Genomic DNA, 12,127 nt, shown 5'->3' on the forward strand with positions numbered 1-12,127 from the left:
AAATGTTTGCCATTTTTCGTTTTTCATTCAACATTTCCAAAACTTCTGCTCTAATCGAACAGTATTTTTCTCCCCATACAAAAGAATAGTTCCAGAGTTTTTGGCAGCATCGAGTATGTATTTATCATTCTCAACAACCTACTGGTCCTTATGGGTTAGAAGCTTTTTAGGGTTTGTAGAAATCTTTAGTGTGGTATCGCATATTTCTGAATTCGTACTGGGGGTAAGTCACCGAAATTCTTTTTAGGAAAAGATAAAAAGCACCTACTTACGGAAAATGGAGAAAAGCCAGCCCCAATTTCCTTTAGGTTTTTTCACCGATTCTTCTAAACGCTTGTTAAACTCATTTTGTGACCGCCATTCTTGTTTCTGTTCGTCCCGCATATTTTGTATTTCACTATGTAAGAATTCGTTTTTCTCTTTTTCTTGTTGCAGCAAATTTTCATATTGAGTCTTTTGTTGTTCCATTAATTTCTCAAGTTTGGTATTCATTTTTTGCGTAGAATTTCCGACACCAGAACTGATAGCATGATGATCTTGCCGTAGTCGGGCAACGGTTGATTGAAGTTCAGAAACATTATTTGTCAGTTGGACATTCATCTCACGTGAGGCTGCAAGTTCTTGGGATATAAACATTAAGAAGTCTTTTAATTGATGAGGATCATGGAATGAGTTGTCATATGTATCGGGTATTGCCACTTGTGTTTCACTAAACCCTTCTAATCTTGCTTTTTGTTGATTCGCAAGGTCTTTAGCTGTATCGTCAAAGGGATTGTCCGTATCGCGTAACGCTATAAGCGCTTCTATGTCAGATCGCACAAATATACGCCGATGACCATCCTTGAAAAACTCATATCCATTTCGCTCTAAGACTTGTCCATATTTTCGGACTGTCGGTGTTGCAATGTTCAATTCTTCTGCCACCTCTTTGGTAGAGAAAGCTCGTTCATTGGGTTTTATATCGTGTCGCATTTCGATCCTCCTTCTCTACTAAATATGAAGGTTATTCGATATTTTGGCAAGAGTATATCGCCCAGCGATTCGAAACCAAAAAGGAGTCTATAAACCCATGTTTTAAGGAATTATTGTAAATGGCGTTGTGCTAGTTGTAAGCAAGTTCCGCTTGTCCATATCGCTTACCATCGTTTACTCCTGCCTAGTAAATCATACAGCTTACTCCGAGCTTTTTAATTTCCTCAGAAGTTTGACGGGCTTTGTTTCTGTATATTTTTGGTAATTTAACCCTATTGGGAAATGACCTTTGTATAACAGATATTCATGTTACAAACGGGCAAGCTGAATTCGGTTTTTGGACGGATGCAAATACAAATAATTGGATTAATGTGGACGACGTAGAGTTTTTTAAGAATTAAAGAAATGAAATTCCTAGAATTATAGAGAAGGAAACATAAAACCATACGATAATTGGGGCATGTATCCCCCCTCGGTTATCGTATGGTTTGTTTTACTTACCCCTTCTGAAAGATGAGGTTTTGGATTAGCTATCTAAGACGTACAGAAACAGCAGTCAGTGTTTAATAATTCGACTTTCAAAAGGTTGAAGGGAAATCTCTTGAAAGGATTTCATTTGATCACTATGATTCATAATAAAAGTAAAAGTCTCTTCCACTGTATGACGGCGATAAACTTCAACGTCTTCATCCGATTCAACAAATGAAAGATCGTTAGACCCAATAATCTCCATGGCTACACCATCCATCGTCTGTTCCCCAAGTCCTCCGCCGATGTAATAGACGTTCCCTTTTCCATACGTATTTCGGGTTACGGCAGCATATTGTCCATAGAGCCCGTCCTGATATCGAAAAAGAACCTCCGCCGTTTCAGCAACAATTAAATCTCTCCAAACCGCTACGCGCGAAGTTTCTCCATTATAGTCGCCCGTTCCTTCGACGGGTACGGTTCTTTCCTTTGTTAAAGATTCAACTTCTTCGATCTTTATTCCTGTTAATGAACGGACCGGGCCTGGGAGTGGCTGTTTGAAATGAATGTTGTTATCTTTATTCTTTAAGCCAGCTCGAAACGAAAAGACTACTGTTCCCCCTTTTTCCGCAAAGGCAGCTAACTGATCTGCCAATCTTTGATCGATGATTTGCATAACCGGTACAAGGACAACTTTGTATGTTGAAAGGTCTCTGTCGCAAGGAATAACATCTATATGGGTATTCAAGGAATAAAACGGCCGATACAGACGCATCAGTTCTTCTTTAAAATCGAAATCTTTACTCTGACTTTGTGCACGCCAAGACCAAATATTGTCGTAATCATAGATGACGGCAATCTCGGACTTGATAGGTGACTCAAGCACATCTTCATATGAAGAAATCTCATGGAATAACGATTGGACTTCTTTATACTTCCTTCCATACTGGTTATCTTGATCAATTACTCCATAACAAAACTGCTCCGCTCCCTTTGTCATTCCTCGCCAACGGAAATAAAGCATATGATTGCAACCATGGGCAAATGCCTGATAAGACCACATTTTAGCTTGGTTCGGACGCGGCAAGTAACCAATCACATCGTGTCCCTGAGCTCCCATCAATTCCTCGACGATCCAAAAGTTTTTATCTAATAAGCCCCGGTTGAAATCAAGTGTCATCGCAATCTCAGCTGGTGGAATGGGTTCCTCCAGTCCACCCCACACCGGATAATTGTCGTAGGAAACAAAGTCCATGGGGCGAAGATTTTCCGCATGATCGAACCATTTGTTGAAAAATCCTCCTGCGACGTTCGTGGTCACGCGCTGATGCGTTCCTTTATATTGTTTTACGATATTTGTCATGTCATGGGCGAAGCGATTGAGGGAAGCTGAACGGAACCTGGCCCAATCCAATTTTAACCCGGGATTATGTGTCGTGATGGTTGGTTTTGGAACGGGAATCTCAGTAAAATCATTGTACGTCTGTCCCCAAAAGACCGTTCCCCAGCGCTCATTTAAGCTGTAAATATCATGGTATTTCTCAGCCAGGAATTCATGGAACTTAGCATGACACTGATCACAGTAGCATTGGTCACTTCCCTCATGGCCGAACTCATTATCGACTTGCCATACCACAATCGCTTGTTCATGTTGATAGTGTTTGACTAATTCCTTCGTGATGCGGGCACTATGTTCCCTGTAGGTATCCGAATGAAAGCAATATTGGCGGCGGCCGCCAAACACTCGCTTATGGCCATATTCATCTTCAGATAATATCGAAGGGTCTCTATCCGCCAGCCAAGCGGGGAAGGTTGCAGTCGGCGTACCGAACATCACATCCAACCCCTTCTCCTTCAATGAGTCAATCACCATATCAAAATAAGAAAAATTAAATTGTCCGTCTTTCTTTTCCATCAGGTGCCAGGCAAACTCGCCGATTCGTACGATATTGGCCCCCATCTCTTTGATTCCTTGAATATCTTCTGTCACCATTTCCTTTGGCCAGTGTTCCGGATAATAATCTACCCCAAGATAGGTCATCTTACAAACCTCCTACTTGCATCGTTAAATCCCATGAGTACGTTCCTCGTGCAGGGATTTTTGATACCTTATTGATTTTATTTGCGACATATACATCATCATACATCCCCGTACAGGGCTCTAAAGCAAAATTATACTCACTGCGATAGCCGCCCTGCGTCTTCCATATTCCTAAATAAGGCACTTTATCCGAAGGGAACGTATACGTTAACGTCCTTCCGATGTTATTCTGAACAGCCTGACACCATCCTTGGCTTAGCCGTTTTGTAAAATAAAACTTCTCTATATTGTTCGCTTTTTCGTCTTCCATTTTTGATAAATCGATGGAGTCCCCTGTTCGCCTGGATTGGGTGACTGGATAACGATGGACGGTTCCCCACTCTCCAAGATGATCAGATGCTTGTTCCACATTAATGACTTCACTCAGATCCGATGGCACGCGAATGGTTGTCGTCTGATTCATATTTAGCAGGGAATGGGCCGCCCAAATAAAAGGAAACGGTTGATTGGACAAGTTGATCGCTTGGTAATTCAGTTCAACACGGTCTTCCTTAAGAGATACTTGTTTTTTTAAAGAATAAGGAAAAACCGGACTGGACACTTCTAAATCCAGTCCGTACGAACGTTCTGTCACTTGCCAGGGCATCGCCCATACTTCCCCATGATCAGGAATGCGCAAAAAATCATGAGGGTGCGGTCCTTCATCTATTCCAGGGAACATTTCATCAAACCCACTGGAATCAAATTTGGAAAAATCTTGCCCATAAGTAGGAATGGTCATCTTGTCGGCTTCTGTTTGATACAGCCATTCATAGCCTGCCTTTTTATCAAACAAACTTGCCATTTTACCACCATAAGCAGGCAGGATCGTGCACCGAATGTGTTCATTTTCCAAAATAATAGAATCTATCCCTTTGAATGTGCCATACTTGATCATCAAGACCTCTCCTACAATACAAATTACAATATCTCACTTAGAAAGCGCCGGAACCCTTCCTGTCCTTCTGTCGTTCGTTTGAATACGCCGGCATGTTCTAACACCGTTGAGAACGTTCTTCCAATTTCCTCTTTTAATAGCTGCTTTATATTTTGTTTGTTCAACTGTTCATGACGGGCTCTGATCTGCTTGGCCCAATCCACATGTTTAGCGGTACGATCATCGTCAGTCCCTTTCGTATCCAGGGCATCTTGAAGCATGTATTCACTAAGCACATCCATTTCTTCTACCAAGCGTCCAGGCAATACAGCAAGCCCCATGACTTCGATCAAACCGATATTTTCTTTCTTGATATGGTGAACTTCTTGATGAGGATGGAAAATGCCCATGGGATACTGCTCATTCGTGCGATTATTTCTCAACACGAGGTCAAGCTCAAATAATCCATCCCTCATGCGGACAATCGGCGTGATCGTATTGTGCGGCGTCCCCTCTGTTTCTGCAAAAATGCCCACACGTTCATCACTGTAGCCTTTCCACGTCTGTAAAATTCTTTCGCCTAGTCTTGCCAATTTTTCACGGTTATTTCCTTGAAGCCGTATCACGGACATCGGCCAGTTTACGATACCGACAGTCATCTCAGGGTCATCACTTACGTTGAATGTTTCATCCATTGGTGCTTGCGCCATGGGAAATTCGTGGTGGCCGGCTTGAAAGTGATCATGACTTAGAATCGAGCCCCCCACAATTGGTAAATCCGCATTCGAACCGACAAAGTAATGGGGCAGCTGTTCAACAAAGTGAAGGAGGCGCTCAAAGCCTGCCCATGAGATTTTCATGGGCCGATGCTCACCAGAAAAGACAATCGCATGCTCATTGTAATAAACATAAGGGGAGTATTGTAAAAACCACCTCTCCTCTTGCAGTTCCATCGGGATGATCCGATGGTTTTGACGGGCTGGGTGATCCATCCGGCCTGCGTAGCCAACATTTTCTTTGCATAGCAAGCATTTCGGATAAGAAACAGGCCCCTTGGCTTTGGCTGCTTCAATCGCTTTCGGGTCTTTCTCTGGCTTGGACAGGTTGATCGTGATTTCCAAATCGCCATAAGAAGTCGGACTGTACCAATGAACATTCTTGGCCACACGATCTGTCCGGATATAATGAGAGGACTTAGCTAGTTGATAGAAATAATCCGTTGCTGCCACCGGTCCTTCCGACTGATAGAGATGGTAAAAGGTTCGAATCACTTCTGAAGGACGGGGGATCAGTTTGTCCATGATTTTCGGATCAAATAAATCTCGTTGTATGACGGTATTATCAGGGATTAATTGATTCTCGACTGCATAATCAAGCATGTTTTCTAACATGTCAATCGGAGTCTCAAGCAGCTCCTCTGGCAGATTTGTCGGCTGATACTCCTCTAATTGGAAGAGTTCTAACAAAGCATTACGAACATAATCGATGTCCCACACAGCCATCATTTCTTTATGCAAACCATAATGAATCAAACGATCAATCTCTTTATATATGTTAACGGTCATGATCATTCACCTCATTTCTAATTAATTACCGTAGCCGTCCGGATGATTTTGAAACCAGGTCCAGGCCGTTTGAATCATGTTATCCAAGTCAGAATGCTGCGGTTCCCAGCCTAGTTCATTCATCGCTTTTGCAGAAGAGGCAACGAGTTGTGCTGGATCTCCTGCCCGTCTGGGAGCTATTTCTGCCGGAATGTCACGGCCTGTTATCCTTCTTGCTGCATCGATTACTTCTTTGACTGTAAAACCTTGGCCATTACCCAGATTATAAGTAGCACTGCCGCTTTGACTTCTCAATTTTTTAATAGCCAACAAATGGGCATCGACCAAATCAGATACATGGATATAATCTCGGATACATGTCCCATCCTTGGTAGGATAATCATCACCAAAGATGAGAATTTTCTCTCGTTTTCCTAAGGCTACTGCCAGGATGATTGGAATTAAATGAGTTTCCGGATCATGGTCTTCGCCTATCCGGCCTTTGGGATCCGCCCCAGCCACGTTAAAATAACGTAAGACTACCGATTGAATGCCGTGAGCCTGCTCAGCCCATTTCAGCATGTTTTCAATCGCAAGCTTCGTTTCTCCATATGGATTCGTCGGCATGGTTGGATCCGTTTCCTGAATCGGTACCTGTTCCACTTCTCCATAGGCTGCGGCAGTCGATGAAAAAACGATTTTCTTCACCTGATGGGCAGCCATAACCCTCAGTAAACATACAGCCCCGTACACATTGTTATCGTAATATTTCAATGGATCCTCGACACTTTCCCCAACCTGTGAATCGGCTGCAAAGTGAATCACCGCATCGATGTCGTTTGATTCAAAGACGTCGTTTAAAAACGCTTCATCACGAAGATCACCTTGGTAAAAGGCAGCTCCTTCTACTACAGCTTCACAATGACCTTTTTGCAGATTATCCACCACCACGACTTCTTCGTCTCGATCCAACAATTGAGCTACGGCATGACTTCCAATATACCCAGCTCCACCACATACTAATACCGCCATATTGTGTACCCTCCTGTTATAATTTTTTTGCGCCATCTCCAATATTGACTACATAAAAATCCGCTTCTAAACCAGTAGCTTCTGTGTACTTTTGGCCGACGCGATCAATAAAGCGACTAGTCATCTCGTTTGGTACAATACTTATCGTACAGCCGCCAAAACCAGCCCCAGTCATTCTCGATCCAATGGCTCCTTCTTCCCATGCTGCCTCGACTAAGGCATCCAGTTCCTTTCCAGTCACTTCATAATCATCACGTAATGACACATGGGATTCATTCATTAACCTACCAAAGCCTTCAACATCGCCAGCTTTTAATTTTTCCACCGCATTGATTGTACGGAGATTTTCATAGACCACGTGCTTCGCTCGTTTTCGCACCATCTCATCATGAATCAAACCTTTATAAGCCTCAAACTCATCTCCTGTCAATTCACCGAGTTGACTAATATCGAGCTTGGCTTGCAGATCACTTACGGCTGTTTCACACTGCAGCCTTCTTTCATTATACTTGGACTCAGACAGACCTCTTCGTTTATTGGTATTGGCTATGATCAGCTGCTCATTCGTTAAGGAAATCGGAGTGTGTTGATAATCCAATGTATCACAGTTTAATAGAATCGCATGATCTTTCTTCCCCATTCCACTAGCGAATTGATCCATGATTCCACAATTTACACCGACAAATTCGTTCTCCGCCTTTTGAGCCAGCTTCACCATCTCGATCCGATCGATCTCAAGCTGGAATAGCTCCTTCAGCATAACAGCTGTAACCAATTCAACCGAGGCTGACGAGGACAAACCTGCCCCGTTTGGAATGTTTCCATAAAAAACGGCATCGAAACCAGTGGGGATCTTGTAACCAGCTTGCCGGAATACAGCAGCCACACCTTTCGGATAGTTCGCCCAGTCGTGAACTTGTTCATAAGTCAGACCGTCTACTTTGGTTTCGATGATTCCTAATTCGTTAAAATTCTTGGAATACAGTCGAACCTTTTGATCCTGTCGTTTGCGGACGACAACATACGTCCCCACACTAAGCGCGCACGGGAAAACGTGGCCTCCGTTATAATCGGTATGCTCCCCTATGAGGTTGACACGTCCTGGAGCAAAAAAAGATACACATTCTCCATGATCCCCAAACTGATGCATAAATTCCTTTTTCAATTGTTCCATCTTTTCACCTTACCCTTATAAGATTTATAGAATACCTATTGGAGATAGCAACGTGTAGATAATGATCATCGCCAATGTCACAGCCACTCCGACAGGGAATACAAGTTTCCACGGGGTCATATCGACCTTCGACTTTTCTTCTAAAGTGAAATCTTTCTCGCGAGGGCGAAGCTTGCCGATTAGCAGCATTAACCCTGAACATAATACGAAAAGAATCGCTAATATATGAAGGAAGTGGATTCCTGTGTCCCAAACTAGCTGAGTGACGGCATAAATCGAAATAAATACAAACAACGATATTTTCGCTGCTATAGCTGGAACACGTTTAGTCAGATAGCCAACAATAAGAATCGTGAAGATTGGCACATTATAAAAACCGTTAACGATTTGTAAGTATTGAAAGAAACCTTGAGGCACCAGATCAATCAGTGGTGCGATACACATCGCAAACAAAGCGAGTACGATACCAATATATTTCCCTTTACGGACAACCTCACGATCAGGTGCCTCTGGCTTGAAATACGGCTTATAAATATTGAGTGCAATCAACGTAACGGATGAGTTCAATGCTGAATTAAAGGAGGATAAGATCGCACCGAACAGGACAGCGGCAAAGAAACCTACCAAAGGCGTTGGCAATACTTCTTTGACCAGTCTGGGATAAGCATTCGTCGGCTCAAGCCCCGGACCGAACATGTTGAAAGCGATAATTCCCGGAAGAATCAGGAAGACAGGTCCTAACAGTTTCAAAAAAGCGGCAATCAACACCCCTTTTTGACCTTCCTTCAAATTCTTCGCCGCAATCGCCCGCTGCATAATATGCTGGGCCGTTCCCCAGTAAAATAGGTTGACTAAAAGCATCCCTGTAAACATGGTTCCAAAGGGCACCGGACTTTCGGAACCGCCGACTGAATTCAATTTTTCCGGAGATTCTTGAACGATTGTACTCAACCCATTTGTTATCGAACCATCCCCTAAGACAAACAACCCGATAACCGGAATCATCAATCCCCCGATCAGAAGACCAATGCCATTAATGGAATCAGACACGGCAACAGCCTTTAACCCACCAAAAATGGCGTAAATCGAACCGACAATTCCAATCGCAAATACCGTAATAAATAAACCTGTCATGCGGCTTACCCCTAGCGCTTCCGGAATACCGAACAAACCATTAATGGCGACCGCTCCGGAATAGAGGATCGGTGGAAGCAGATTAAAAATATACCCGAACAAGAAAAGAATGGTGACAATTTGTTTTGTCCCAAAGTCATAACGATCTTCTAAGAAATCAGGGATGGTCGTAATGCCGCCTTTCAAATATCTTGGTAAAAGAAATAAGGCAACAACCACTAACGCAATAGCAGACCCGACTTCCCAGCCCATCACCGCAAGGGTATCAGAATACCCTTGCGCATTTAATCCAATCAATTGTTCCGTAGATAAATTCGTAAGCATGAGAGAACCGGCAATCGTCCACGCCCCTAAGCTCCTTCCACCTAGGAAATAACCATCCTGGGTGGCTAAGTTCTCTTTACGAGTTAGGAAGTATGAGATAAGTGCTACTAGTCCAGTAAAAAATAGAAAAGATACAATCGTAAATAGATTCATAGTTGTCTCTCCTTGCACAGTTGGTTTGAATGCGTTTGCAATATAGTTAGTAAAATTAATTAATTAATTTACATACAACTTATCACAAGAAACAGAAAAATGAAAACCCTTTATTATGAATTGAGCTCTCCCTTCATCTGTTTGAACAACACTTTTTTTGACCTATATTTTTTTGAAAAAAGTAATGAGTACGTTAAACAGCCCGCTATCTTTATTAAATAATTTTCCTTAGTTTTAAGCCTATGTTATGATAAATGTATTATAATTGTGGGAGGAAAAAGTATGTCTTCGAAGTACAATAGGGGAAGTTTTCAATTAATGAAATCGATCAATCGCTCCATCATCCTGAATATGATTCGCAAAGATGGCCCGATTTCCCGAGCTGAGATTGCCAAACAAACAAAACTCACCCCTCCCACCGTCAGTAATATCGTCAAAGAATTGATTACCAGCGAATTCGTCATCGAAACCACACAAGGTGCTTCACAAGGCGGAAGGAAGCCGACATTGCTAGCCATCAATGCCGAACATTTCTACATCATCGGCATCGACGTCGGACGCTACAAGATGAAGTTCATGGTCACAAACTTGTTTGGTGAATTAAAAGATTCAACCATCTTAGGAATTAAAGAATATCCGACTGAGGAAGACCTTCTTGCTACGATGAAAACAGGTATCCACTCCTTGTTACAATCAAGCACGATTGATACAGAAAAATTTCTAGGAATTGGCGTAGGTATGCACGGCATTGTTGATGTAGAAAAGGGAATCTCACTCTTCGCCCCTTCCTTCGACCTTCACAATATTCCCATAAAGGAAGAGTTGGAAAGAGAGTTCCGGATGATTGTCAAAATAGAAAATGATGCCCGCACCATGACACTTGGCGAATCCTGGTTTGGAAATGGAAAAGATACCGATAACCTTGTAGGGATCAACGTCGGCCATGGAATCGGTGCAGGTATCATGATCAATGGCAGACTTTTTCATGGGGAAAATAACATTGCAGGAGAAATCGGACATGTCACCATCGACCTGTCAGGGCCGAAGTGTACCTGTGGAAATTATGGCTGTCTACAGACGTTAGCCGGAGGTCCGGCGATTGCAGAACGAGCCAAGAAACAATTAAAAACGGGCAAAACATCACGTATTCTAGACTTAGTCGAGAATGATATCGAGAAGATAGACGGAGAGATGGTTTATCAAGCCGCTTGTGATGGAGATGAGTTCAGTGTTGAATTATTAAATCAAACGGGAAGATTTTTGGGCATAGGTCTCGTCAACCTCATGCACACGTTAAACCCGAAACGAATCATTATCGGCGGTGGAGTGGCTAACGCAGGAGACTTTTTGATGGAAGGGATAAAAGAAACCATTCAGTCAAAAGGATTGACGAAACAAGCCAGGGACACCTCGATTGTATTATCAAGCCTTGGAGAAAATGCTTCTGCCTATGGTGCATGTGTATTGATTTTAGAAGAATTTTTTTCCCAGCATTAAGGAGCTTGGTGGGAGAAACAGAAATTTTTGCAGAAGGATGCCCCAAAAATCCTTAAAAGAACCGATAGCTGAGCATTCTACGCTTAGCTATCGGTTCTTTTTCGTTTCTCATAAAGTGAACTTCCATCAGTGGGAGTTTTCTTCATCCCACTGATGGTTAGTTGAACCAATAGTTAATTCCTGCAAACGGCATTTGTAACACCCTTCTCTTGAAGCGGAGTAACAAGAGTAGTTCTTCCCGGTTGGAACCCTTCCGTTAATGCCGTGTTTTTCCATTTTTGTCGTTTCCATGTAGTATGGATACTTCTATCCCAACCCAGACCAATTTGTGCAAACATCTTGAAAATAAATGGATTTAGTGGATCAATCGCTGTTCTCATCCTCGATAGCCTTGTCATAAGGCATTCTTAATATGTCAGGGGTAGAGAACTGGAAAAAACTTTTCCTTTTTTCGATTACGATACCTACATCACCTGAATAAATAGCATGAATTAACGTATTAAGAACTGCTTCTCTAAGAGCTTTATGTACGATTGACTCACAGACTGGCGTATAAAATCGTTACCTTGTATTTGGAATGGGATATCAATGTCTGATATTATTTTTCCAATAACTTTAAAATATAAGTCATATAAGTTTCCAGACCAAGTTCCATCTTGTGAGGTAATTCTATTGGACCACCGCTCGCCAGGAATTTCAGAGAGTATTTCCCTATTATCTAAAAAGTAGTTTGGAAATAAATCAGCTATAGATCTTTCTTCGCCAAACATCATTAGCCCTGCAATAGTTAAACCCCTCCAGAATATTATCTCAAAGTATATAGAATTCCCCCTAAGTTTAGTCATCACAGCACACTCAATGAATATAATATT

General features: G+C 42.3%; 10 protein-coding genes. 1 reads left to right on the top strand and 9 read right to left on the bottom strand.

From position 1 onward, the window contains the following. Positions 1-264: 264 nt before the first annotated feature. From MUO14_RS07905 to MUO14_RS07935, 7 genes are all read right to left on the bottom strand, one after another. Positions 265-972 (bottom strand): helix-turn-helix domain-containing protein, encoded by a 708-nt coding sequence (locus MUO14_RS07905; RefSeq protein WP_244754697.1) that lies wholly within the window; start codon positions 970-972, stop codon positions 265-267. Between the two features lie 556 nt (positions 973-1,528). Then, positions 1,529-3,481: a beta-galactosidase gene (locus MUO14_RS07910; protein WP_244754698.1), complete on the bottom strand. Its 1,953-nt coding sequence runs from the start codon at positions 3,479-3,481 to the stop codon at positions 1,529-1,531. A 1-nt stretch (position 3,482) separates the two neighbouring features. Further along, a complete protein-coding gene (locus MUO14_RS07915; protein WP_244754699.1) occupies positions 3,483-4,418 on the bottom strand; it encodes an aldose epimerase family protein in 936 nt (311 codons plus the stop codon). Between the two features lie 23 nt (positions 4,419-4,441). Next, entirely contained in the window at positions 4,442-5,962 is a 1,521-nt protein-coding gene (gene galT / locus MUO14_RS07920) for a UDP-glucose--hexose-1-phosphate uridylyltransferase (RefSeq protein WP_244754700.1), read from the bottom strand. Positions 5,963-5,983: 21 nt separating this feature from the next. Beyond that, positions 5,984-6,973, bottom strand: coding sequence for a UDP-glucose 4-epimerase GalE (galE, locus tag MUO14_RS07925; RefSeq protein WP_244754701.1), 990 nt, complete (start codon positions 6,971-6,973; stop codon positions 5,984-5,986). Between the two features lie 16 nt (positions 6,974-6,989). Further along, positions 6,990-8,147, bottom strand: coding sequence for a galactokinase (locus MUO14_RS07930; RefSeq protein WP_244754702.1), 1,158 nt, complete (start codon positions 8,145-8,147; stop codon positions 6,990-6,992). A gap of 24 nt (positions 8,148-8,171) precedes the next feature. Next, positions 8,172-9,758: a solute:sodium symporter family transporter gene (locus MUO14_RS07935; protein ID WP_244754703.1), complete on the bottom strand. Its 1,587-nt coding sequence runs from the start codon at positions 9,756-9,758 to the stop codon at positions 8,172-8,174. 282 nt (positions 9,759-10,040) lie between these two features. Here MUO14_RS07935 and MUO14_RS07940 point away from each other — a divergent pair, with 282 nt between their 5' ends. Beyond that, the gene (locus tag MUO14_RS07940) at positions 10,041-11,255 is read left to right on the top strand and encodes an ROK family transcriptional regulator (protein WP_244754704.1); all 1,215 of its coding nucleotides are present in this window, start codon (positions 10,041-10,043) and stop codon (positions 11,253-11,255) included. 173 nt (positions 11,256-11,428) lie between these two features. Here MUO14_RS07940 and MUO14_RS07945 read toward each other — a convergent pair whose 3' ends face one another. Next, a complete protein-coding gene (locus tag MUO14_RS07945) occupies positions 11,429-11,635 on the bottom strand; it encodes a hypothetical protein (protein ID WP_244754705.1) in 207 nt (68 codons plus the stop codon). Positions 11,636-11,746: 111 nt separating this feature from the next. Continuing rightward, positions 11,747-12,100 carry a hypothetical protein gene (locus tag MUO14_RS07950; RefSeq protein ID WP_244754706.1) on the bottom strand — a complete coding sequence of 118 codons (354 nt, stop codon included), beginning with the start codon at positions 12,098-12,100 and terminating at the stop codon, positions 11,747-11,749. Between the last annotated feature and the right edge of the window lie 27 nt (positions 12,101-12,127).

Origin of the sequence: Halobacillus shinanisalinarum, assembly GCF_022919835.1 — a bacterium.
Taxonomy (GTDB): domain Bacteria; phylum Bacillota; class Bacilli; order Bacillales; family Halobacillaceae; genus Halobacillus_A; species Halobacillus_A shinanisalinarum.

What these genes read in the sequence shown, in the direction of transcription:
- MUO14_RS07905 (WP_244754697.1), bottom strand. Translation starts at nt 972, where the DNA reads ATGCGACACGATATAAAACCCAATGAACGAGCTTTCTCTACCAAAGAG.
- MUO14_RS07910 (WP_244754698.1), bottom strand. Translation starts at nt 3,481, where the DNA reads ATGACCTATCTTGGGGTAGATTATTATCCGGAACACTGGCCAAAGGAA.
- MUO14_RS07915 (WP_244754699.1), bottom strand. Translation starts at nt 4,418, where the DNA reads ATGATCAAGTATGGCACATTCAAAGGGATAGATTCTATTATTTTGGAA.
- galT (WP_244754700.1), bottom strand. Translation starts at nt 5,962, where the DNA reads ATGACCGTTAACATATATAAAGAGATTGATCGTTTGATTCATTATGGT.
- galE (WP_244754701.1), bottom strand. Translation starts at nt 6,973, where the DNA reads ATGGCGGTATTAGTATGTGGTGGAGCTGGGTATATTGGAAGTCATGCC.
- MUO14_RS07930 (WP_244754702.1), bottom strand. Translation starts at nt 8,147, where the DNA reads ATGGAACAATTGAAAAAGGAATTTATGCATCAGTTTGGGGATCATGGA.
- MUO14_RS07935 (WP_244754703.1), bottom strand. Translation starts at nt 9,758, where the DNA reads ATGAATCTATTTACGATTGTATCTTTTCTATTTTTTACTGGACTAGTA.
- MUO14_RS07940 (WP_244754704.1), top strand. Translation starts at nt 10,041, where the DNA reads ATGTCTTCGAAGTACAATAGGGGAAGTTTTCAATTAATGAAATCGATC.
- MUO14_RS07945 (WP_244754705.1), bottom strand. Translation starts at nt 11,635, where the DNA reads ATGAGAACAGCGATTGATCCACTAAATCCATTTATTTTCAAGATGTTT.
- MUO14_RS07950 (WP_244754706.1), bottom strand. Translation starts at nt 12,100, where the DNA reads ATGACTAAACTTAGGGGGAATTCTATATACTTTGAGATAATATTCTGG.